The 22,024-nt window shown below is 64.8% G+C and carries 19 protein-coding genes; 16 read left to right on the top strand and 3 right to left on the bottom strand.

Translation table 11 applies throughout. From position 1 onward, the window contains the following. The first annotated feature begins 26 nt into the window (after positions 1–26). From LJ737_RS13430 to LJ737_RS13380, 11 genes are all read left to right on the top strand, one after another. Complete coding sequence (locus tag LJ737_RS13430; protein WP_227766509.1) at positions 27–596, top strand: cupin domain-containing protein; 570 nt, start codon at positions 27–29, stop codon at positions 594–596. 55 nt (positions 597–651) lie between these two features. Beyond that, the gene (locus tag LJ737_RS13425) at positions 652–1,131 is read left to right on the top strand and encodes a hypothetical protein (RefSeq protein WP_227766508.1); all 480 of its coding nucleotides are present in this window, start codon (positions 652–654) and stop codon (positions 1,129–1,131) included. 57 nt (positions 1,132–1,188) lie between these two features. Next, positions 1,189–2,061 (top strand): class I SAM-dependent methyltransferase, encoded by an 873-nt coding sequence (locus tag LJ737_RS13420; protein WP_227766505.1) that lies wholly within the window; start codon positions 1,189–1,191, stop codon positions 2,059–2,061. A 65-nt stretch (positions 2,062–2,126) separates the two neighbouring features. After that, positions 2,127–2,996, top strand: coding sequence for a DUF7003 family protein (locus LJ737_RS13415; RefSeq protein WP_227766503.1), 870 nt, complete (start codon positions 2,127–2,129; stop codon positions 2,994–2,996). 53 nt (positions 2,997–3,049) lie between these two features. Continuing rightward, positions 3,050–5,368 carry a GH92 family glycosyl hydrolase gene (locus LJ737_RS13410; protein ID WP_227766502.1) on the top strand — a complete coding sequence of 773 codons (2,319 nt, stop codon included), beginning with the start codon at positions 3,050–3,052 and terminating at the stop codon, positions 5,366–5,368. Between the two features lie 21 nt (positions 5,369–5,389). Next, positions 5,390–6,007 (top strand): hypothetical protein, encoded by a 618-nt coding sequence (locus LJ737_RS13405; RefSeq protein ID WP_227766501.1) that lies wholly within the window; start codon positions 5,390–5,392, stop codon positions 6,005–6,007. Positions 6,008–6,204: 197 nt separating this feature from the next. Beyond that, entirely contained in the window at positions 6,205–6,654 is a 450-nt protein-coding gene (locus LJ737_RS13400; RefSeq protein WP_227766500.1) for a hypothetical protein, read from the top strand. Between the two features lie 127 nt (positions 6,655–6,781). Beyond that, the gene (locus tag LJ737_RS13395; protein WP_227766499.1) at positions 6,782–7,345 is read left to right on the top strand and encodes a hypothetical protein; all 564 of its coding nucleotides are present in this window, start codon (positions 6,782–6,784) and stop codon (positions 7,343–7,345) included. 308 nt (positions 7,346–7,653) lie between these two features. After that, complete coding sequence (locus LJ737_RS13390) at positions 7,654–8,349, top strand: helix-turn-helix transcriptional regulator (protein WP_227766498.1); 696 nt, start codon at positions 7,654–7,656, stop codon at positions 8,347–8,349. 88 nt (positions 8,350–8,437) lie between these two features. Continuing rightward, the gene (locus LJ737_RS13385; RefSeq protein WP_227766497.1) at positions 8,438–8,848 is read left to right on the top strand and encodes a VOC family protein; all 411 of its coding nucleotides are present in this window, start codon (positions 8,438–8,440) and stop codon (positions 8,846–8,848) included. 441 nt (positions 8,849–9,289) lie between these two features. Then, positions 9,290–9,976 (top strand): GNAT family N-acetyltransferase, encoded by a 687-nt coding sequence (locus tag LJ737_RS13380; RefSeq protein WP_227766496.1) that lies wholly within the window; start codon positions 9,290–9,292, stop codon positions 9,974–9,976. Between the two features lie 68 nt (positions 9,977–10,044). Here LJ737_RS13380 and LJ737_RS13375 read toward each other — a convergent pair whose 3' ends face one another. After that, the gene (locus tag LJ737_RS13375; RefSeq protein WP_227766495.1) at positions 10,045–10,755 is read right to left on the bottom strand and encodes a DUF1345 domain-containing protein; all 711 of its coding nucleotides are present in this window, start codon (positions 10,753–10,755) and stop codon (positions 10,045–10,047) included. Between the two features lie 484 nt (positions 10,756–11,239). Here LJ737_RS13375 and LJ737_RS13370 point away from each other — a divergent pair, with 484 nt between their 5' ends. The 3 genes from LJ737_RS13370 to LJ737_RS13360 all read left to right on the top strand — a co-directional run bounded on the left by LJ737_RS13370 (position 11,240) and on the right by LJ737_RS13360 (position 14,332). Next, positions 11,240–12,352: a pectate lyase family protein gene (locus tag LJ737_RS13370; protein ID WP_227766493.1), complete on the top strand. Its 1,113-nt coding sequence runs from the start codon at positions 11,240–11,242 to the stop codon at positions 12,350–12,352. Positions 12,353–12,478: 126 nt separating this feature from the next. Next, the gene (locus LJ737_RS13365; RefSeq protein ID WP_227766488.1) at positions 12,479–13,018 is read left to right on the top strand and encodes a GNAT family N-acetyltransferase; all 540 of its coding nucleotides are present in this window, start codon (positions 12,479–12,481) and stop codon (positions 13,016–13,018) included. A gap of 36 nt (positions 13,019–13,054) precedes the next feature. Further along, entirely contained in the window at positions 13,055–14,332 is a 1,278-nt protein-coding gene (locus LJ737_RS13360; protein WP_227766484.1) for a glycoside hydrolase family 2 TIM barrel-domain containing protein, read from the top strand. A 6-nt stretch (positions 14,333–14,338) separates the two neighbouring features. Here LJ737_RS13360 and LJ737_RS13355 read toward each other — a convergent pair whose 3' ends face one another. Both LJ737_RS13355 and LJ737_RS13350 read right to left on the bottom strand, forming a co-directional pair. Then, positions 14,339–16,801, bottom strand: coding sequence for a TonB-dependent receptor domain-containing protein (locus LJ737_RS13355; RefSeq protein ID WP_227766483.1), 2,463 nt, complete (start codon positions 16,799–16,801; stop codon positions 14,339–14,341). 518 nt (positions 16,802–17,319) lie between these two features. After that, positions 17,320–20,712, bottom strand: a complete 3,393-nt coding sequence (locus LJ737_RS13350; protein ID WP_227766482.1) for a DEAD/DEAH box helicase — start codon at positions 20,710–20,712, stop codon at positions 17,320–17,322. A gap of 167 nt (positions 20,713–20,879) precedes the next feature. Here LJ737_RS13350 and LJ737_RS13345 point away from each other — a divergent pair, with 167 nt between their 5' ends. Then, the gene (locus tag LJ737_RS13345) at positions 20,880–21,203 is read left to right on the top strand and encodes a hypothetical protein (protein WP_227766479.1); all 324 of its coding nucleotides are present in this window, start codon (positions 20,880–20,882) and stop codon (positions 21,201–21,203) included. 140 nt (positions 21,204–21,343) lie between these two features. Beyond that, the gene (locus tag LJ737_RS13340) at positions 21,344–21,997 is read left to right on the top strand and encodes a hypothetical protein (protein WP_227766477.1); all 654 of its coding nucleotides are present in this window, start codon (positions 21,344–21,346) and stop codon (positions 21,995–21,997) included. The last annotated feature ends 27 nt before the right edge of the window (positions 21,998–22,024 follow it).

Here is a 22,024-nt window from a genome sequence, read left to right as displayed (position 1 = left end):
CCACCTGATTAACCCGCCCGCTGCCCATGAAACGCCGCCACTTTCTGCAGGCCTCCCTGGCCGCTCTGCCGCTGGCCGCCGCGCCGGCCGCACTGGGCGCAGCCGCGCCGCCCGACCGCGCTACCAAGGGCTTCAAGGCCAGCGCCGGCGAAGGCCGCCTGCACGGCCACATCCAGCTCAAAGGCGTCAATCAGAACATTCTAGACGTGAAAGTGTCGGGCCGGGATACGGGCGGCGACCTTGCCATCTTCGAGCAAACTAGCCTTTCCCAGGGCCGCGGCACCCCGCTGCACGTGCACCCCCGGCAAGACGAAATCTTTCACGTGCTCGACGGGGAGTATGCTTTCCGGGTCGGGGAGGACCACTACCGCCTCACCGCTGGCGACGTCGTGTTTCTGCCCCGCAACGTACCCCACGCCTGGACGCAAATCAGCCCCCGCGGCAAAATGAGCGTGACCGTGCAGCCCGCCGGCCAGCTGGAAGAGTTTTTCGTGACGATGGCCGCGCTCAAAACCGAGCCCACGCCCCAGGAAATAGCCCAGATCTTCGCCGCCCACGACATGAAGGTGGTCGGGCCGCCGCTGAAAGTAGACTGAGGCCCGTGTGGGCGAAAGGCGGCGGAGCCGGGTGCCGGTCCGTAACTTGGCCGGCATGAAACCACGCAACGTTGTCGTGCTGGGGCTGGGCTGGATGCTGAGCGCCTGCCAGTCGGAGGTGCCGGCCGGGCAGGCGGTGGTGCTGGACCCGCAGACCGTCCGCGTCGGCCCCATCCGGCACGACTCGCTGACCTCAGCACAGGTAGCCCGCATTACGCGCATCCAGGCCACTTTTGCCGAGGTGGTGCCCGCCAGCTTGGCCGAAACCCTCAACAACTTCCGGCGCGACGCCGACCCCGACCGCGAAATAGCCGTGTGGGAAACCATGGCCGCGGCGTACGAGCGGTATCTGCGTCGCCAGCCCCGCCTGAGCTTCGCGCAGAAGAAAGAAGTGTTTGCCCTGCTGTTGTCGCGCTCCATGATGCCGGCTGCAGCCGCCTTGGCCAACGCCAACCCCGTGCGGCTGACCCCGACCGAAGCCCAGCAGGTGCTGGCCGAGTACGAGGCCGCGCCCGCCCCGCTGACGGTTCAATAACCCCACCCCGGGCCCGCCGGCGCGCTGCACTCGCCGCCCGCCCACAACTGCACGCTCATGGCCGACGCCGAAATACGGGCTTCCCTGGCCGCCCTGGCCGGTCAAACGGCGCTGTTGGCCGAAGCCAACTTTGCCGCCCGCGCCGCGGCGCTGGACGAGCTGGAACTGCACCTGCTCGGCTGGCCCGCCGAGCTGCCACCCACCACCGCGGCCGCGTTGCGCCGCCAGGCCGAAACCCTGCAAACCCAGCTCGAAGCCGTGGACCAGCGGCTGTTTCAGCGCCTGCAGGCTGATATCCGGGCCGGCCGCCTCGCCCCCGCCGAACTGCGGGCGCTGCTGACCGCCTACGCCGGCCCGCCCGACCCGGACCCGGAAGCCACCCGCTACGACCACCTCGACGCGCTGACCAACGGCCTGTTTCCCGTGCCCGCCCAGCCGCTGCAACCGCAGTTCAGCGACCCGGAAATGGTGTACTACCAGAAAACGCCCGCCCGCATCATCTCCCGGCTGGCCGCCCGCCTCGCGCCCGCCGACGTGCTCTACGACCTCGGCAGCGGCCTGGGTCAGGTGCCATTGCTGGTACACTTACTGAGCGGCGCTACCACCCACGGCATCGAAATAGAACCCGGTTACTGCCAGTATGCCCAGGCCTGCGCCGAAGTCCTGGACCTACCCCACGTGCGGTTCCACTGCCTCGACGTCCGCCGCGCTGACCTTGCCGACGCTACGGCTTTCTACCTGTTCACGCCCTTCACCGGCAGCATCATGCGCGAAGTGCTGGTGCAGCTACGGAAGTTGGCGCGCCATCGAGCGCTCAAGCTGTTTTCCTACGGCCCCAGTACCGAGGCGCTGCAGGAGCAACCGTGGCTGCGGCGGGTGGGGGAGGAGGGGCATCTGTACCAGTTGGCGGAGTTTCGGAGTGCGGCGTAGCCCCCGCTGCGGACACTGTCTACCTTTAAGCAGCGCTTGACGCTACGATTACCACGGTTGATATTATGCGCGCTTTGCTAATAGTGACATTACTGCTATCAGCTTGTACATGGAACCGAACAGATAAGGGCAAGCATGAAATGACGTATTCGGCGCAAGAGGTATTAGAACAACTGGACTTAGCTTTTCAGGGGAAGCTGAGTGATTACTTCCCTGCTGGAGGCAACAACGATGTTCGGTACAATTTCTTTCTCGATCTGGAGCACGGTTACTGCGAAACGGCGGGTAGCAAGATTCATCTGTACGGCGACGCTACGCGCTGGGCAATAGTCTTCGAGAAAAGTGGGTATCAGAACCGCGGATTTGCTGCAGAAATCGAGTTGAACTATGTCGGTAACTGCACCCGCTACTCTGTAGAGCAAGCGGCCGGGCGGAATTACATCACCAATTCCCGACGGGTAAACCTTATTGATGCTAACGAATACGAGCGTATTCGCAATAAAACAGGTGGTGAGATGGAGCAATTCGAATTAATATCTGCCGGTGCAGTTACTGTAAACGTGCGTAATACCCAAGTGAAAATTGAGCACGACCCTGCAAAGTATAGAGCGGCGGGTATACAGTTACGTGATTTTGACAACCCGAATCATTTAGTTGATTACAGCAGCCTCTTGCGTTACCTACTTGCTTCTAACCCGGCCCTGGTTGGCGCAACCGAAAACGATATCAAGCAACAGCTGCCTTCGGACCTGCCCAAGCTACTGACCATTGATAGCTTCCATTTCGAAAGCACTTACGATAAGGCAAGCCCGCCTAGTGCACAGGAAACGTATCAACTGCTTGCAAAAGTGTTGGTAAATCAGAGCCCTGCCCTCTGGCAGCCGAAAGAAAAACCTAACAACGATTGGCGCAATTGGGAGTCGGGGAATCTGTAGCCTAATCGCCCTACCTTGCCCGCTTCAACCGCCACCCGCCACGATTGAAGCTGATGCTCCGCCCGCTCCACCTCGCCGCCCTTTTCCTTGCCGCCAGTTCTGCTTTCGCCCAGAAAAACCAGCCGAAAGCCGCTAAGCCCACCGAAAGCCTCGTGCAGTACGCCAAGCCTATCGTGGGCACGGCCAAGATGGGGCACACGTTTCCGGGTGCCACGGTGCCCTTCGGCATGGTGCAGCTCTCGCCCGATACCGATACGCTCAGCTACGAGCAAGACGGCAAGTACAACCCCGACGTGTACAAGTACTGCGCCGGCTACCAGTACCAAGACCCTACCATCGTCGGCTTCAGCCACACCCACTTCAGCGGCACCGGTCACTCCGACCTCGGCGACTTTCTCGTGATGCCCACCACGGGCCCGTTGCAGCTCAATCCCGGCACCGCCACCCAGCCCGAGCGCGGCTACCGCTCCCGCTTTAGCCACGCCACCGAAGTGGCCGAGCCCGGCTACTACCGGGTGAAGCTCGACGACCACGGCATCCTGGCCGAACTGACGGCGACGAACCGGGTGGGCATGCACCAGTACACCTTCCCGCAGGCCACCGACCAGGCCCACCTCATCCTGGATTTGATGCACGGCATCTACAACTACCCGGATAAGAACGTGTGGACCTTCGTGCGGGTGGAAAACGACAAGCTGGTCACTGGCTACCGCCAGACTAACGGCTGGGCCCGCACCCGCACGGTGTACTTCGCCATGAGCTTCTCGCGGCCCTTCACCGACTACGGCAGCCGCAACTACGCCAAAAAACAAGCCTACCGCGGCTTCTGGGGCAAGTTCGACCAGACCAAGAACTTCCCCGACCTGGCCGGCGAGCAGCTGCGCATGTACTTCAACTTCAAGACCGCCGCGGCCGGGGAGAAGGTCAAAGTCAAATTTGCCCTTTCGCCGGTGAACACCGCCGGCGCTCTGCAGAACCTGCGCACCGAAGCCCCCGGCTGGGATTTTGACAAAGTGAAGGCGCAGGCCCAGCAGCTCTGGCAGCAGGAGCTGAGCAAGGTGGTCATCGAGTCGCCGAAGCGCGAAGACAAGGAAAACTTCTACACGGCCATGTACCACGCCTTCCTGAGCCCGACGACCTACATGGACGCCGACGGCCAGTACCGCGGCCTCGACCAAAACAACCACAAGGCGGACGGCTTCACCAACTACACCACCTTCTCGCTCTGGGACACCTACCGCGCCCTGCACCCGCTCTTCAACGTGCTCCAGCCCCGGCGCAACGCCGACATGGTGCGCTCCATGCTGGCCCACTTCGACCAAAGCGCCGAGCACATGCTGCCGGTCTGGAGCCACTACGCCAACGAAAACTGGTGCATGATCGGCTACCACTCGGTGCCCGTGGTGGCCGACGCCGTGCTCAAAGGCAACGCCCCCTTCGACGCCAACAAAGCCCTGGACGCCTGCGTGACCACCGCCCGCACCGCCCGCTACGACGGCATCGGCTACTACCTGCAGCTGGGCTACGTGCCCGAGGACAAAAGCGGCTCCTCGGTGTCCAAAACCCTCGAATACGCCTACGACGACTGGTGCATTGCCCAGATGGCCCAGAAGCTCAATCGGCAGGATATCTACCAGGAGTTCAGCAAGCGCGCCCAGAACTGGCAGAACGTCTACGACCAGCGCATCGGCTTCATGCGCCCCCGCCTCGCCGACGGCTCTTTCCGCCCGAATTTCGACGTGCTGAGCACACATAACCAGGGCTTCATCGAGGGCAACGCCTGGAACTACAGCCTCTACGTGCCCCAGGACCCCACGGCACTCATTGCCAAAATGGGCGGCAACCGCCGCTTCACCGAGCACCTCGACTCGCTGTTCACCATGCACCTGCCCGACAAGTTTTTCGCCGAAACCGAGGACATCACCCGCGAGGGCATCATCGGCAACTACGTGCACGGCAACGAGCCCGCCCACCACGTGGCCTACCTCTACAACTGGACCGACCAGCCCTACAAAACGCAGGCCCGCGTGCGCATGATCCTGCCCAAGATGTACCGCCCCACCCCTGACGGCCTCGGCGGCAACGACGACTGCGGGCAGATGTCGGCCTGGTACATCTTCTCCGCCCTGGGCTTCTACCCCGTCGCGCCCGGTTCCCCGGAGTACGCCCTGGGCAGCCCCGCCGTCCACGGTGCCACGCTGAACCTGGAAAACGGCAAGACCTTCCGCATCACGGTGAAAAACCAGAGCGACAAAAATGTCTACGTGAAGGAAGCCCGCCTCAACGGCCAGAAACTCACCCGGCCCTTCCTCGCGCACGAGGCCATTATGAATGGCGGGGAACTGGTATTTACGATGGCGGCGCGGCCGTGAGGATTTATAATATTGAAAGCTATGTCAAGCCTAGAACTACCGAGAACAATCCGACTTGCGGGGAAAAGTGAGGTGCCCCGTGCCTACTGGGAAAGCGTTGACGCAGGCCAAGCCGCAACCTTCGTTGAAGGATTCGTGCTATCGGAAGTAGAAGACCCTAAGCAACTGTTCCGCTTCTACGCCGAAGTGAATGTGAACAACTCCCGTTTGTGGGCGGTGCTGACGGACTTAGCCGCTATGTTGCCTGATGCATGTGCCTGCATCTTCGGCGCCAGCGGCGACGAGGTGGCCTATGGCGACTATCAGGAGAAGGAATTTATTACGGCAGTATTAGACTCGCTGCAAAAGGAGTTGATCCAGGACTGCTTCCTGGAATTTGGTCTCATCTATAACGATGCAGCCACGCTGATCGAAGTCTATGTGGCCGAATCAAAGTTTGTTAAAGTGTGGGGCGTAGATCGGCAGCACTTCGAGCAGCTTATGAAGCAACATGGCATTCCTGCATTTGAGAAAATGAGTTTTGTGGATGAGTTCCCCAAAGTGAGGGTGCCCTTGACTTCGCTGGATACTGAGGCTAGGTCGACAGAAGAAATGATTGCTCTGTTAGAAAAGGCATTTGTTTCTACAGCAATGGAGTAGATACACCCACCCTAGCTCAAGTTTAGCGCCGCGTAACTAGTACCCAGCTTGGGTGTGGAAACTGGGCCTCCACTGCGGCCCTAGCTTAGCGCCATAGCCGCGCCGTTCGGGTGGTAGCGCTAGCGGAGACACTAGAAACCAGCCACGGGGACACGGTGGAATATCCTGCACTTGATAAGACTTATTGTACATAAGCAGTGAAAAATATCAAAAGAAATTTTGCTCAGGGCAATCGAAGCTTGCTTTCGTACGTTGCTTTGGTTGGTTGTGCGTTGACGTCATGTAGTCCGATAGGCAACCAAAAAAAGTTCGACTGGCATAACGTCTGGGCATCAAACAGGGAGAAACTTATTTTGCTTACGGAGGATATCAAGGTAAATGGGGGTAAAAAATACAAGCTCGGTAACAATGAGTTTGTTGATGGATTCCCGTATCCTTTCAATGAAGGCTTTGTTGTAAAGGGTGGTAGGGAAATAGATTCAGCTAAAATCTTGGTTAAATATTATTTGGATCGTGGAGTAATGGATCATTATTCTGCGTTTGTCTATACAAATGATTCTTCCGAGGTAAGAAACCTTAATAAAAAGGTGGAAGCGGGAGCAAATGACTATAAGCTGGAAAGTAACTGGTACATCATAAATGATTGATGAGAAACTGCTACAGGCTAGGCGCGTAGCATTCATTGCTGCAAAAACGATCAGTCATCAGCGTGCCATTTGGGCGACAGCATTTAGGTTATTGGTTTGGTTGAATTCAATCAGAAGGGACTAAGGAATGAATCTGTTTAAATACACCTGCTGCTTTAGCTTCGCGCTAGTTACGAGCTATGAAGCGACTAACGGACCGGTAACCGCTCAGCCACTACGGCATGCTTCGGCTGCTGCCAACCAGAGCCTACAGGAAACCTGGATGTTATTCGCAATGGCCGTGATTAAAAATGATGTTGCGACTATAAAGCTATTATCATCTAGCAAAGTATATTGTGTTGATTGCATGCGTAATACGGCAAAAGAACAAGCGGTTTGGGAGGTTTATGAAAATAAAAACCCCGACACTTGGTATGATAAAATGTACGGAGAGTTTGCGTATATAGATATTGATAAATTTATAAAGGAGGACCTGCCCCTTGTCTTTAATCAACGAATTAAGAAACGCCTGCTCGATAAAAACAAACTAGTGTTTACCGACCAGGTGCTGTACGGCGGCCAACAGAACATGGGAACGGTTTTGGTCACCATTATTGATCCATCCGATAAATGGGAAGGAGCACAGGCGGCTTTTGGGTTCGTGAAAACCAAGAACGGTTACCGGTTTTGCAACTACTCTACCATACCGTAGGTGGTAGCCTACCTTTTCACCTAGCAGGAGCGTAGCGCAGCTAGCCGCTTTAGGATGGAAGTGTGGCGGTAAAGGACTGCGTATTTCCCGGCTTCCTCCCTTGGGTCAGCGCAGCACTACCCGGTCCCTGACGGGAAGCCCGGTCGTCACGTCGGTGCCGTACTGTGCGGGCTACATCGTTCGAGCGGACGAATTAACAACGCGCAGCCGCATCGGCGCGAATTACACTGGCTGAACTCGCGCCAGATAGGCAAGGTGCAGGAATAAGCCGCCGGGGCGGATACCCCCGCCGGCCGCTACCTTGCGCCATGAACCGCATCGAGCGCCTGTTCGGGCTGACTACCCTGTTGCAGGCCAAAAAATACGTCCCGGCCGACGAACTGGCCGCGCACTTTGATATCAGCGTGCGCACGGTGTACCGCGACATCAAGGCCCTGGGCGAGCAGGGCATTCCGGTGAGCTTCGAGTCGAACAAGGGGTATTTTCTCGTGCAGGGCTACTTCCTGCCGCCGGTGGCCTTCACGCCGGCCGAAGCCAACGCCCTGGTGCTGCTGGAAGCCCTGGCCGCCACCCTCACCGACGCCAGCATCCAAGCGCACGTCGGCACCGCCCTGGCCAAGGTGAAAGCCGTATTGCGGGAGCCCGACCGCAGCCAACTGGAGCAGTTTACCAGCAGCATTCAGCTACATCTGCCCGAGTACTTCCGGGGCCCGGCCGACTACTTGGCCACCCTGCAGGCGGCCCTGGCCGAGCGCCGGGCGGTGGAGCTGGACTACTGCGACAAAGCCGGCCAGAGCAGCCAGCGCTACGTCGAGCCCATCGGGCTGGCCTTTTACAACTTTGCCTGGCACCTCATCGGCTGGTGCCAGCTGCGTCAAGCCTACCGCGACTTCAAGGTGGCCCGCATCCGGCGGCTGACGGCCACCACTCGGCCTTTCAGCCGGGCCGAGCACCAGTTGCTCACCGAGTACATTGCCGACCTGCACCTGTCGCCGGCGGGGTGACTTTTTTTAAGGCGCCGAAACCGACTGCCATAGGGCTGTCAGTGGGCGGGTGGTGCTTTGTGGCATCATTCATCTTTTTTCACGCCCCATGAAATTTGTTTCTGCCCGCATCATCACCGCCGACCTGCCGCGCCTGGTGCAGTTCTACGAACACGTCACCGGCCTCGCGGTGACCCGCTACACCGAGGATTTCGTCGAAATGCAGATGGCCACGGCCACCCTGGCCATAGCCACGCCGCGCACCCTGGCCCTGTCGGGCGGCGACGCGGTGGCCCAGCCCGCCGCCAACCGCTCGGTGTTCCTGGAGTTCCGCGTGACCGACGTGGACGCCGACTACCAGCGCCTAGCCGCCGGCCTCGACGCGGCGGCCGCCGTCGTGCAGGCCCCGACCACCATGCCCTGGGGCAACCGTTCCCTGCTGCTGCGCGACCCGGACGGCAACTTGGTCAATCTCTTCGCGCCCGTCACCCCGGAAGCCCAGCGCCGCTACGACGGGTAAGTATGCGGCGAACCGGCCAGCCCCGTGCCCGTCGGAGGCTGGCCGGTCCGCCACGTGCTCCAGCAACCAGTAGATCAGCCAGAAAGCGCGCAGGAGGAAAAGCCGGCAAGCACCCAAGGCCTGCGCTGTGCCTCGCGCACTAAACGCGGCGTAGCATCAGCCGTAGGAAAGTTGCAGGCTCGGCACACATGCTCACGTGTCGCAGGCCCGGTCAACTGCATAACCAATGCGGCCATAACAGGCTCGGGCCAACGCGTCGCAAGGTCTGTGAAACGCAACGTGGGCTTCGCCGGGCGCCTAACACCAGCGACCCAACGCGTTGCAGCGGAACACGCCTCGCCGCCGGGCGTCGGTGGGAGGGAAGCGGAACTGAACTTGCGCTGGGTGGCGCGGTTACCTGCCCGTGAAGAACCGCGCATTGCCGTACTTCGCCCCGCTGACATGGAACACGCCCTCGACAACCCCGTCTGGAACGCCCTGCTGACCGGCAACCAGGCCCTGGCCCTCGGCGACGAGCTGGCCCGCGTGCTGCCCCGCGACGTGGGCGCCTTCGCGGGCCTGGCCGACTACTCGCCCCGCGCCTTCGCCCGCCTGCACGAGCTGGTGCCGGCCGGCGCCCTGGCCATCCTGTTTACCGCCGAGCCCATTGTGCTGCCCGCTGGCTGGCAGCCGCGCCTGCACCGGGAGCTACTCCAGCTGGTGTACGACCTCCCGACGGCCCCCGCGGTGGACAGCAGCCAGCTGGTGGCCTTGCAGGAGCCGGATGTGCCCGCCATGGTGGCCCTGACGGCCCTGACCAACCCCGGCCCGTTTTTGGCCCGCACCATAGCCTTCGGCGGCTACTACGGCGTGTTTCAGGAAGGGCAGCTGGTGGCCATGGCCGGGCAGCGCCTGCAACCCTCGCCCTATACCGAAATCAGCGCGGTGTGCACCCACCCCGCGTACCTCGGCCGCGGCTATGCCAACCAGTTGGTGCGCTTTCAGGTGGGCCGTATCATAGCGGCTGGCTGCACGCCGTTTCTGCACGTGTACGAGGACAACACCCCGGCCTACCCCTTGTACCTGAAGCTGGGTTTCCGGCTTCGCAAGCGGCTGCACGTGTACGTCCTCGAGCAGCAGCCTGCGTAGCCGCACTAGGCGGCAATGGGCCGGCGAACCTGCCCCAGACGGGCGCCTGTGGCCCGTAGCCTGCCGCCTCAGAGCAGGGCCGAGAGAATGTTGATGCCCAGGGCCAGCACGGTGGTGTTGTAGGCGAAAGAGAGCAGGCTGTGCAGCATCACCAGCCGGCGCATGGTCTTGGTGGTGATGAGCACGTCCGGGGTTTGGGCGGTAATGGCAATGCCCGAGGCCAGGTAGGCGAAATCCCAGTAGCTGCAGGGCGGGGCGCCGGCAAAGCGGAAGCCGCCCAGCTCGTGGCCCGGTCGGTTGGGGTCTTCGCAGAAGTAGAGGTGGGCGTAGCGCAGCGTGAAGAGCGTGTGCAGCAAAAACCACGAGCCCACCACCGAGCCGACCGACAGCAGCACGTATTGCAGGCGCTGTGGGTAGGGCAGGTGGTCGAGGCCGTGGAGCAGCAGCAGCACCGCCCCCAAGCTGGCCACGCTGCCGAGCACCAGCAGCACCGACATGAGCGTCCAGTTCTTGTGCGGGGCCAGGGCCCGGGCCGAGCGCCGGATAAAGCCCAAATCGGCGTGGGCCATCAGGTGCCAGGACATGGCCAGGGCGCTGACCACGTAGCCGTCCCAGGCCAGCATCAGGCGGGCGCCGAACATCAGGTTGGGCGCCAGCAGGAACGCCGCCAGCCCGGTCATCAGGCTCAGCAGCAGCCGCCAGGTGCGGCCCCGGGCAGAGAGCTGCGCCGCCACCACCGGGGCGTGCAGCTTGCGGGCAACGGGTAAGCTAGTGTGCATGACGCCGCGGCCCCCAGGCAGGGCGGCCGCTACCTAAAGATAACCCATTTCGACCGGCCGCGCCACCGGAAATTGGCGGGTTGTTGCCTGGTATTCCGGGCGGTGTCGGTGCCGGGCGGCGCGGCCCGCAGCTTGCCGGCCGCTGAAACCGCGGACAGTGGCGGTGCCTGAGAGCATGGGACTGGTCCTACCGCGCCGGCCTGAAGTTACCGGGGAAGCGGCGCTGGGCTTGGCAACGTTGCCGGCATCGATTGCGCAGATTTATCCGGAGCTCGGGCATTGGATTTTGCCGCGCAGCCTTTCCTTCGGTGGCGTATTGTCCGGGCCGTCAGTCGCTTCCGCCGCGTTGCGCCCGAGCCCACCGCCGCCCGCCGCGGCCCCGCGTACCCCGGCCCGCTGGCTCCGGCAGCAGGCCCCGCTCCCTCCGCGCTTACCGCCCTGCCACGGTCGTGGCAGCGGCTTTCCACAACCAATTCCCACCACAATGAACGTACCCGCCTTCCTGGCCAGCGCCCTGCTGGCCGGCTCCACCGTGCTCACCGGCTGCGACCGAAGCAGCCCGGCTCCCACTACCCCCGCCGGCGCGTCCGGCACCCCGGCCGCGGCCGACGTCGAGGCCAACTGCGCCGCCCAGGGCTGGGCCTCGCAGAACGGCGGCACCACCGGCGGCGGCACCGCCACGCCCACGGTGGTGACCACCTACGCCCAGCTCAAAACGGCCCTGACCACCGCCACGGTGAAGGTGGTGCAGGTCAACGGCGTCATCACCATTCCCGCGGGCGGGCGCATCAGCCTGCAGGATCAGGCAGGCAAGACGCTGTTCGGCACGGCCGGCGCCCGGCTGGTGTCGACGGACCAAACCCAGGCCGGCTCGGGCATTCTGTACGTGAAGCGCTGCAGTAACCTGGTGATTCGCAACCTGATTTTCGACGGAGCCGGCGCCTACGACGTGGACGGGCAGGATAACTGCACCATCGACGCGTGCACCAACGTGTGGGTGGACCACTGCGAGTTCCGCGACGGCGTCGACGGCAACCTGGACGTGAAAAACACCTCGAACTACATCACCGTCTCGTGGACCAAGTTTGCGTACCTGAAGGCCCCGCGCCCCGACGGCCCCGGCGGCTCCGACGACCACCGCTTCTCCAACCTCATCGGCTCCTCGGACGACGCCACCGCCGACCGCGGCAAGCTCAACATCACCTTCGCTCGCTGCTGGTGGGCGCCGGGCTGCGTGGCCCGCATGCCGCGGGTGCGCTTCGGCAAGGTGCACGTGGTGAACAGCTTCTTCAACAGCACCAGCTCCTCCTCGGGCGTGCAGGCCGGCTTCGAGGCCAACCTGCTGGTGCAAAACAACGTGTTTGAGGGCGTGAATCGGCCCATCGACCTGATGGCAAATAACTCCACGGCCGTGCAGGTGACGGGCAACGTCTTCACCAGCACCTCCGGCAATACCGCCGGCAACGGCAAAACCGCCTTTGCACCGCCCTACAGCCTGTCGGTGCTCAGCGCCAGCAGCGTGAAAGCGGCCGTGACGGCCAGCAACGGCGCGGGCGCTACCGTCGGCGGCAACACCTGCGTTAGCAGCGGCATCTAGCAGAAAGTGGCGAAAATCACCAGAAGGCGCGGGGCAGCTGCTTCGCGCCTTCTGTGCGTGGCCCCGCCCGGGGTGGTATTGCCGCCCGCGGCGGATATCTTAGTGGCCACCCCACCCCGTGCCCGCATGATTACCCTCGACACGCCCCGCCTGCGCCTGCGTCCCTTCGAGCCCGCCGACGCGTCCGGCATCCTCGCCCTCGACTCCAACCCCGCGGTGCTGCGCTACGTGCCCATGCCGCTGATGAGCACGCTAGAGCAGGCCGCCAAGGTCGTGGACTACATTCGGGCGCAGTACGAGCGCAACGGCGTGGGCCGCTGGGCGGTGGAGCGCAAGGAAGACGGCGCCTTCCTGGGCTGGTGCGGGCTTAAGTTCGTCGACGACACGACCATCAACGGGCGCACCAACTACCACGACATCGGCTACCGCCTGCTGCCGCCGTACTGGGGACAGGGCTACACCTCGGAGGCCGCCGAAGCCAGCTTGCGCTACGGCTTCGAGGTGCTGCGCCTGCCCGTGCTGAACGCCACCGTGATGGAAGGCAACGTGGCCTCGCAGCGGGTGGTAGAAAAGCTGGGCTTCGGGCGTACGGCGGCCTTTGAGCAGGACGGCGCCACGTGGTATTGGTACGAGCGGGTCAATGGTTTGTCGTCGGAAGCAAGCTAGCTTTAGCGCCGCAACCCTCGACCTCCCTTCCTGCCTGTGAACCTGCGCCTGCTACTGCCGCTGCTGACTTTCAGCGCCGCTACTTACGCCCAAGCCCAACCCGTCAAAGTTGAAATCAAGCAAACGGCCGGGCGCTACGTGCTGCTGCGCGGCGGGCAACCTTACTTCATCAAGGGGGCCGGGGGCGGGCAGTTTCCGGAGCGCATCCGGGCCTACGGGGGCAACTCGGTGCGCACCTGGGGCACCGGGGAGGCCCCGCGGGTGCTGGCCAAGGCCAACCAGCACGGGCTGACCGTCATGCTCGGCCTCGACGTGGCCCGGGAGCGGCACGGCTTCGACTACAACGACGCGGCGGCCGTGGCGGCGCAGCTGCAGAAACTGCGCGCCGAGGTGCTCAAGTACAAGGACGACCCGGCCGTGCTGTTTTGGGGCATCGGCAACGAGCTGAACCTGGAGTACACTAACCCTAAGGTGTGGGACGCGGTGGAGCAGATTGCCCGCATGATTCACGAAGTCGACCCGAACCATCCCACCAGCACCGTACTGGCCGGCTGCAACCCCAAGGAAGTGGAGCACATCAAGGCCCGCTGCCCCTCGGTCGACATCCTGAGCATCAACACCTACGCCGGGCTGGCCTCCATTCCCCAGCAGGTACGCGCCGCCAAGTGGACCGGCCCCTACGTGGTGGCCGAGTGGGGCCCCACCGGGCACTGGGAATGCCCAGTTACGCCCTGGAAAGCCTCGGTGGAAGAAACCAGCAGCCAGAAAGCTGCCGTGTACCAAAGCCGCTACGAAGCCTCGGTGGCCAAAGACCAGACGCAGTGCCTGGGGACCTACGTGTTCCTGTGGGGCCAGAAGCAGGAGCGCACGCCCACGTGGTACGGCATCTTCACCGAGGATGGCAAGGAGTCGGAAGTGGTGGACGTGATGCAGTACCTGTGGAGCGGCCAGTGGCCGCAGAACCGCGCCCCGCACCTCGCCTCGTTTACGCTCAACGGCCAGCCGGCCACCGCTGGCGTGCAGCTGCAGCCCGGCCAGACCTACCCCGTAGCCGCCGCCGTGACGGACCCCGACCAGGACCGGCTGACCTACCGCTACGAGCTGCTGCCCGAAAGCACCGACCTGAAAACCGGCGGCGACCGGGAAAGCCGCCCCACGGCCGTTCCGGGCCGGGTGCCGGCCGGGGCCCAAGGCCAAACCACGCTCACCGCGCCCACCCAGCCCGGGGCCTACCGCCTGTTCGTCTACGCCGAGGACGGGCACGACAACGTGGCCACGGCCAACATTCCCTTCCTGGTACAGGCGGCCAAGTAGACGGCTTTACTGCGCCCGGCGCATTTCGTCGTCGGCGCCGCGGCGGCGGGTGCTGCCGGGCTGGTCGGCGCCCAGGCGCCAGCTCAGCGAGAGGGTCACCGTGCGGTTGTCGCGGCGCAGGTAGAGGCGCTCCTGGTAGTTGGTGTAGTGCGACACGGCGTGCAGGGGCGTGGTGCGCAGCAGGTCGTTGGCGGCCAGGCGCAGGGTGGCTTTCCGGTCCCAGAGGTCCTTTTTCACGCCCAGGTTCAGCTGCCCAAAGTCGCGGAACACGAAGAACCCCTCGCGCTGGGCCGAGTAGTAGTTGGCGTTCAGCTCGGCGCCCCAGCCCCGGCCGAATACAAAGGTGCTGTTGCTGCTCGCGTTGAAGGCGCCCTGCCCGCGGCTGAGCGCGGTGCCAGCCAGCTCGCCCTGGTAGTGGATGTAGAAAAACACCGCGTTGTTGTAGACCTGCCACCACTTGGCCGGATTGAGCGGCACGGTGAGCGTGAGCGAGGTGTAGTGCTGCCGGCTCAGGTTCACGAATTTCGACACGGTGGACGTGGTCGACTCGGGCACGGCTACGTCGGTGATGGGGTTGTCGGTGAGGCTGTAGCTAACGGCGGCGGTGAACTTCTGCTTGAAGGTGTGGCTCAAGTCCAGGTTGTAGGAAGTTTCGGGCAGCAAGCCAGGGTTGCCCTGGCTGGAGGTGGTCGGGTCGTTGTAGAAGCGGAAGGGGTTGAGCTGCCGGTAAGAAGGCCGGTTGATGCGCCGGCTCAGGGCCACGGTCCACTCGTGCTGGGGGCTGGCGGTATACTTGAGCGAGGCGTTCGGGAACAGCTGGAAATAGTCGCGCCGGAAGGCCTGGGTTTCGTCCAGGGGCACGCCCTTGGCGTGGGTTTGCTCGCCGCGCAGGCCCAGCTGCAGGTTCAGCTTGTCGTGGTTGCGGGTGAGCGTGAGGTAGCCGGCCGAAATGACCTCGTCGTAGCGGAAGCGGTTGGTGCGGCCCAGGTCCACGGTCGTCACGCCCTCCACGGTGTTTTCGAAGAGCAGGTCGTTGTCGGCGTGCACGCGGCTGGCCTTGGCCCCGCCTTCCAGGGTGGTGCTGGCGCTTAGGGCGTGGGTGTAGTCGGCCTTGGCGGCCTGAATGCCGAGCGTGCCGGTTTGGTCGCCGCTGAACAGCTGCGTGGGCCGGCCGCTGAGCTCGTAAAACGTGGTGAGCGTCTGCAGGCGGTTGGTGTAGTAGTAGGCGTAGTCGGCGTCGGCGGTCAGCTCGCGCTTGCCCGCGGCCCCGGCGGCGAAGGTGTGACGCAGGTTGAGGTTGGCCGTGATGTTGGGGTTGTAGCCGCGGCCGGTGCCCGCGCCGGTGTAGTAGTCGGTCAGGCGCCCGGCTGCGTCGTAAAACGCGCTGGTGTTGGTGTTGTAGCCGTGGGGGTGGGGCCGGGGCACGGCGAAGCCCGTCACGACGCCGCCCACGGTGGTGTTTTTCGAGAGGTCGTAGTCGGCGCCGAGGCGGTAGATCAGGAAGTGGTCTTGCCCGACGCCGTAGTTGCGCTGATCGGCCCGGCTCACCAGCACCGGCTGCCCGTCGCGGGTTTCGTAGTAGGAGCGCTCGGTGTTGCGGATGCCGTAGCTCTGGCGCTTGGTGTAGGTGGTCGAGGCAAACAGGTTCAGGCCCTGGCGGCGGTAGTTGCCACTCAGGCTACCGCTGAAGCGCCCGAAGCGCCCGCGCCCGTAACTGAGGCTGCCGCTGCCGTTGGGTCCTTGGCGCTGGTCTTTCTTAAGCTTGATGTCGATGATGCCGGCCGCGCCCTGGGCGTCGTAGCGGGCCGGCGGGTTGGTAATCAGCTCAATGCTCTTGAGCTGGTCGGCGGGCAAGGCGCGCAGGTAGTCGGCCAGCTCCGAGCCGGTCATGGGCTGGCGCTTGCCGTCGATGAGCACCAGCAGGCCGGTGCGCCCGCGCAGGGCCAGGTTGTCGTTGGCATCCACCGACACGCCCGGGGCGCGGCTGAGCACCTCCAGGGTGGTGTTACCGGTGGCCAGTGTCGAGCCTTCCACGTTCACCACGGTGCGGTCGGCCAGGCGTTCGTACAGCGGCTTCTGGCCCACCACCTGCACTTCCTTGAGTTGGGTGGCGGCACTGGCGGCCAGCGTCAGCGCCGGCACATTCACCGCCGATGCGCCCAGCTCAAAGCGCGCCGACCACTGCCGCCCGAACCCCACCTGCGAGGCCGACACCAGGTATTGCCCCGTCGGCGCGCCGTCGAAGCGGTAAGCGCCCTGTGCGTCGCTGAACTCGGTTTTGACCACCGTCGAGTCCTGGGCGCGGTGCAAGGTCACGGTGGCGTAGTCGATGGCGGCGCCGGCCGCAGAGCGCACGGCCCCGCTCACCGCGGCGGTGGTTTGGGCCTGCGTTGCGGCCGGAGCCAGGAGGGCGGCAGCCAGCACGCCGGGCGCGAGCAGGCCAAGACGGTGGGTAAAGTTCGTTTTCAAGGCGCAGAAAGGTTTGGTAGTCGGAGAAGCGCGTGGTAAAGCCGCCCGCGGCCCGCGTTCCGAGTGGGCAATACCTTGCCGCGGCGCCCGAAAAACGGCGTCGGTGGGGTAAGCTTCAGCGGGAAAGGCGGTGCGCAAGCCGCTGCGTCAACGAAGGGTAACGGGCTAGCGGAAGGCAGCAGCAGTCGGTATTCGGATGTGGACACTGCGCCCCGAAGGGAAGGTTACAGCCCGACGTAAACTTTTTTTGGTTGGGCTTGGAAAAGGCCAGCGGCTTGCTTCCCTGAACAGCTGAAAAAAGGCCGTCATGCTGGGCCTGTCGAAGCATCTCTACCGCTTCGTTGCGTCGTTCGGTAGAGATGCTTCGACAGGCCCAGCATGACGTTCTAATTGTCCTTTATGCCAACACGCAAGATGTTTCGGTTATGCTCGACCTGCCAGGGTGCTAAGCGCAGCGGCAATGATGCTCCGGCAAGCGGATGCTGGATAAAGTCCGCTGCCCTTTTATGTTCCTGACGTCAGCTCAGCAGCGTCAGCAGGTCGTCGCGGCTGAAGGTTTTGAGTAGGGCCGCGTCGGTTTTCACCAGCTCGTAGGCCAATTCCCGCTTGCCTTGCTGCAGGGTCATCATCTTTTCCTCCACCGTATCGGGGCAGATGAGGCGCACGGCTACCACCGGGCGCGTCTGGCCGAGGCGGTGGCTGCGGTCGATGGCCTGGTTTTCCACGGCCGGGTTCCACCACGGGTCCACGAGGTACACGTAGTCGGCCGCGGTCAGGTTTAGACCCACGCCGCCGGCTTTCAGGCTCACGAGAAATACCCGCACCGATTCGTCTTCCTGGAAGGCCCGCACGGCTTCGGCGCGGCGGCGCGTCTGGCCGGTGAGCACGGCGTAGCGGATGCCGCGGGCGTCGAGCTCGGGGCGGATGAGGTCGAGCATGCCCACAAACTGCGAAAACACCAGGATTTTGTGCTGCGGGGCGCGGGTTTCCAGCTCTTCCAGCAGCACTTGGAGCTTGGCCGAGCTGCGGCCGTAATCGGCCTCGTCGGGGAGCAGGGCGGGGGCATTGCAGAGTTGGCGCAGGCGCGTCAGGCCGCGTAGCAGGTGCAGGCCCTGCTTGCCCGGCAGCTCTTCGAGCTGGCCCATGAGGCGGGCGCGCACGTCCTGGCGGCAGGCTTCGTAGAGGCGGCGCTGCTCGGCGTCCAGCTCACAGTACAGCACCATTTCCGTTTTGGCCGGCAGCTCGGCGGCCACCTGGCTTTTGGTGCGCCGCAGCACGAAGGGGCTAATTTTCTGCTGCAGCGCCCGGGCCCGCTTCAGGTCCTTGAACTTATCGATGGGCAGGGCATACTGGTCGCGGAAGTGCTGGCGGGAGCCCAGCAACCCCGGGCAGGCGAAGGAAAGCAGCGCGTAGAGGTCGGTGGTGCGGTTTTCCACCGGCGTGCCCGTCAGCACCAAGCGGCGGCGGCTTTGCAGCAGGCTCACCGCCTTGTAGCGCTGCGAATCGGGGTTCTTGACGGCCTGGGCCTCGTCGAGCACCACGTAGTCGAAGGCGTACGCGCGCAGCCAGCGGATGTCCGAAAGCACCGTGTGGTAGGTGGTCAGCACGATGTCCGCGTCCTCGAAGGCCGCGGCGCCGGGCCGGCTGCTGCCGTGCAGGGTGCGCACCCGTAGCGCGGGGGCAAAACGGGCGGCTTCCGCCTGCCAGTTGAAAAGCAGGGAAGTCGGCACCACCACCAGCGAGGCGCCGCGGTGGCCCTGGGCGTGCCGGTGCAGCAGCAAGGCCAGCACCTGCAGCGTCTTGCCCAGGCCCATGTCGTCGGCCAGGATGCCACCGAAGCCGAAGGTGTCGAGGAAGCTCAGCCAGTGCAGCCCCAGCAGCTGGTACTCGCGCAGGGTAGCGCGCAGTCCGGTTGGCGCGGGCACGGGCGCAATGCCGGTGAAATCCTGCGCGGCGGCTTGGTACTGGGCCACGCGGGCGCGGGCGGCGGCCGTGAGGGCGGCCGGGTCGTAGAGCTCCAGCAGGTTGACAAAGCCCACGCTGGGCGTGCGCAGCCGCTCGTCGACCACTTCCGCGGCGGCAAAGTAGGCGCTGAACTTGGCCACCCATTCTTCTGGCAGCAGCCCTTGGGTGCCGTCGTCGAGCGGCACGTAGCGGCTGCGCTGGCGCACGGCTTTTTGCAAGTGGCGCAGTTTGGCTTGCTGCGGCCCGAAGCGCACCAGCAGCTCGGTGTCGAACCAGTTGTTTTCGCCGCAGTGCACCTGCACCGACACCTCGGCCCGGTAGGCGTTGAGGCGGTTCTGGCGCAGCTCGTTGAAGCCCAGGATGGTCAGGCCCGCCCGGCGCCACTCGTCGAAGGCCGGCAGAAACCACTCGGGCTGCAAGAACTGGGTGCGCGGCACGTGCAGCGCCTCGGTGGGCTGGGCCAGCTGCGCGGCAAAATCGGGGTATTGGCCCAGCAGCACGCTCGTCACCCGCTCTTCGGCGGCCGCGTCGCGCTGCAGCACGAAGGCCCGGCCCAGCTCGTCGGTAGCATAGAGCTGCTGGCGCGACAGAATAGGCACCTCGCGCGGGCCGTAGCGCATCACCGGCAGCAGCTCCACGTGGGCGCCGCGGTCGGTGAGGTAGAGCAGGGCCTCGGGCGGGGCGTCGAGGCCGCTGGCCTGCGCTTGGGCGGGCGTGGCGGGCCGGGCGTGGTGGTAGCTGATGTGCAGGCGGTTTTCGAGCGGGGCCAGCACGTCGGCCCGAAACTCCTCGAACTTGCTCTGGTGAATCAGCAGGGTGTTGTTGCGGCGCTGAAAAAACTCCACCACCCGCCACACGTCGAGGTCGTCGAGCAGGTAATACGCGCCATGGGCGGCCACGAAGTACTCGAAGGCTACGCTCAGCTCCTGCAGGTCGAAGGGCTGGTCGTGGAGCAGGAGCTGCCCGCTGAGCTCGTAGTACTCGTCGCGCTGCCGCACTTCCAGGCGCACCGCGGGCGGCACGCGGCGCAGCTCCACCGGGCGCAGCGAGGCGGCGTTGGGCTTTTCGGCCACCTCGGCGTCGTGGGCGAAGACGGGCAGCCCCAGCGGATTGTGCACCACGGCGCGCAGGGCCTCCAGGGTGGCGGGCGAGCGGGCGTCGTCGTAGTTCTGCTGCAGCCGGGCCAGGCCCGAGTAGAACTTCACCGCCGCCGGGTCGGCGAGGCGCCAAATTTCGTCCAGCGGGTTGAGCAGCGCAATCTTGCCCTTGAGCTTGCCGGCGGCCGTGGTGGCTGCTTCGGCCAGTTGCAGCTGCAGGTGCCCGTAGTAGCGGTGGCGGCCGAGCACCACCAGCCGCGCGGCGCCCGCGGCCCCGGTGGGCGCGGCCGGGGCCGCGGGCAGCAGCTGCGCCATCAATTCCTGCTTGGCGGCGGGCGTGACGGGGTACAAGGCCGCCTGCCGGGGCGTTATCGTGAGGCCGGCCCGCTCGTCGTAGCGTAGCTCGAAGTGCGCGTCGAGGTCGGCGGCTTGGTCGAGGCCGTAGTCGCGGGCCAGGGGGCGCAGGTAGGCGTGGCGGGCGGGTGCATCGAAGAACAGACGTAGCTCCTTGCGCTGCACCAGCGCCAGCAGCACCTCAGCTTGGTGGGCGCACAGGCCCGGCAGCTGCTGGCCGCAGGCGCAGTTCAGCCGCAGCCCCGCCGCCGACTGCGTCACCGTCACCCGCGGAAAAGGCGTCGCGCCCAGGCCCGCGACCGGGCGGCCGAAGACGCCCGCGTCGAGCGTCAGCGTCTCGGGCTGAACGGCGCGGGGGCGGGCGTCGGCGGGCAGGGGGGCGGCGCTGTGCAGCTCTATCACGGTGCTGGTGAGCGTGGGCACGCTCAAGCCGGGCAGCTGGTGCTGGTGGGGCGCCGGCAAGGGGGCAGCAGGGTCGTCGTCCGGTAACAGCACGGGCAGAGAGGCGAAACTAGCGCGCCGGCGCGGCCGCTGCCGCAAAGATACCGCGTGCCGGTCGGGCCCAAAATGCCCCGGACCGGCAGCCCGCCGGGCGGTTGCGCCGTACACTTACTAGCGCCGCCGGCCGCGCCGCCTTTCTCTACCTAGCCGCCTTTGCCGTCATGGAACCCACGCCGCAACCCGACCCCAAGCAACCCACCCAGCCCAATCCCGCCGCTACGACCTTGCCCACCAAGGGCAGCGCCGACAGCCAGAGCGCCGACAAGGCCCCGCTGACCAACCAGCCCCGCCCCGACAGCGTGCCCGACGCGGGGCAGGCGCCGCCCGCCGCGCCGGAAGCTGAGGCCGACAAGCCCACCGCCGAAAGCCAAGCGGCCGACGACGCGGCCCCGGCCGCCGACCCCTCGGCCGCCGATATTCAGCCCGATACCCGCGGCGACGCCGACCCCGGCGCCAGCAACACCGGCGACGTGCAGCCGCTGTAGTAGGATAACTGCCCGCGGCGCCCACGTGGCGTCGCTCTGGCAAACGCAACCACGCTACGGGCAGCAGGTCGGCCAAAGCCCGCTCGGCTGCCAGCAGCGCCCATTCTAGCTCCGTTCCACCCTCAACCAACCCACCACCTATGGCTTACTTCCCGCAATCCGAAGAAGAATTCCGCGACGAGTACGGCCGCGGCCGTTTCAGCGCCGACAGCCAGCGCTACCGCCACGACGAGCAAGCGGAGCGCACCAGCGCCCCCAATGACTTCCGCGACTACAACCACGGCCCCGGCTCTTACGACAACCGCTGGCACCGCGGCCCGCAGCCTGAGGATGGCCGCCCCGACTACCGCCGCGCCGCTCAAGAGTTCGGCCACGCTAGCCGCCCCGAATCGGACCTACAGGCCCAGCGCCGCCGCGGGGCCGCCGGCTACGGCTACGGCGACGTGGCCCGTGAATTCGGCCAGGGCCGCGCCGGCTACAACGGCGACGAAGACCGCGGCTACGACCAGAACGGCCTGCGCGGCGGCCTCGGCAACAGCGGCGGCCACGACGATTTCGCCGACCGCCGCTTCGACCAGGACCGCAACCCCTTCCGCGGCGGCTACGGCGGCGGCGACTACGACCACGGCCAACGCGACGAGCCCCTGCTCGGCCGCATCGGCATGAACAGCCGCGGCCCGGCGGATCAGCGCCCCGACGAAGGCCTGTTCAGAAACCAGCAAAACCAACCGCGCGACACCCGCCGCTACGGCCGCGGCTGGAACGACCTGGACGACCACAACCGGGAGCGGTAGGCTACCGACAGCAAGCGGAAAACGGCC

This window comes from Hymenobacter sp. 15J16-1T3B, from assembly GCF_020711235.1.
Lineage (GTDB): Bacteria > Bacteroidota > Bacteroidia > Cytophagales > Hymenobacteraceae > Solirubrum.
This window is presented reverse-complemented; position numbering and strand designations above follow the sequence as displayed.

What these genes read in the sequence shown, in the direction of transcription:
- LJ737_RS13430 (WP_227766509.1), top strand. Translation starts at nt 27, where the DNA reads ATGAAACGCCGCCACTTTCTGCAGGCCTCCCTGGCCGCTCTGCCGCTG.
- LJ737_RS13425 (WP_227766508.1), top strand. Translation starts at nt 652, where the DNA reads ATGAAACCACGCAACGTTGTCGTGCTGGGGCTGGGCTGGATGCTGAGC.
- LJ737_RS13420 (WP_227766505.1), top strand. Translation starts at nt 1,189, where the DNA reads ATGGCCGACGCCGAAATACGGGCTTCCCTGGCCGCCCTGGCCGGTCAA.
- LJ737_RS13415 (WP_227766503.1), top strand. Translation starts at nt 2,127, where the DNA reads ATGCGCGCTTTGCTAATAGTGACATTACTGCTATCAGCTTGTACATGG.
- LJ737_RS13410 (WP_227766502.1), top strand. Translation starts at nt 3,050, where the DNA reads ATGCTCCGCCCGCTCCACCTCGCCGCCCTTTTCCTTGCCGCCAGTTCT.
- LJ737_RS13405 (WP_227766501.1), top strand. Translation starts at nt 5,390, where the DNA reads ATGTCAAGCCTAGAACTACCGAGAACAATCCGACTTGCGGGGAAAAGT.
- LJ737_RS13395 (WP_227766499.1), top strand. Translation starts at nt 6,782, where the DNA reads ATGAATCTGTTTAAATACACCTGCTGCTTTAGCTTCGCGCTAGTTACG.
- LJ737_RS13390 (WP_227766498.1), top strand. Translation starts at nt 7,654, where the DNA reads ATGAACCGCATCGAGCGCCTGTTCGGGCTGACTACCCTGTTGCAGGCC.
- LJ737_RS13385 (WP_227766497.1), top strand. Translation starts at nt 8,438, where the DNA reads ATGAAATTTGTTTCTGCCCGCATCATCACCGCCGACCTGCCGCGCCTG.
- LJ737_RS13380 (WP_227766496.1), top strand. Translation starts at nt 9,290, where the DNA reads ATGGAACACGCCCTCGACAACCCCGTCTGGAACGCCCTGCTGACCGGC.
- LJ737_RS13375 (WP_227766495.1), bottom strand. Translation starts at nt 10,755, where the DNA reads ATGCACACTAGCTTACCCGTTGCCCGCAAGCTGCACGCCCCGGTGGTG.
- LJ737_RS13370 (WP_227766493.1), top strand. Translation starts at nt 11,240, where the DNA reads ATGAACGTACCCGCCTTCCTGGCCAGCGCCCTGCTGGCCGGCTCCACC.
- LJ737_RS13365 (WP_227766488.1), top strand. Translation starts at nt 12,479, where the DNA reads ATGATTACCCTCGACACGCCCCGCCTGCGCCTGCGTCCCTTCGAGCCC.
- LJ737_RS13345 (WP_227766479.1), top strand. Translation starts at nt 20,880, where the DNA reads ATGGAACCCACGCCGCAACCCGACCCCAAGCAACCCACCCAGCCCAAT.
- LJ737_RS13340 (WP_227766477.1), top strand. Translation starts at nt 21,344, where the DNA reads ATGGCTTACTTCCCGCAATCCGAAGAAGAATTCCGCGACGAGTACGGC.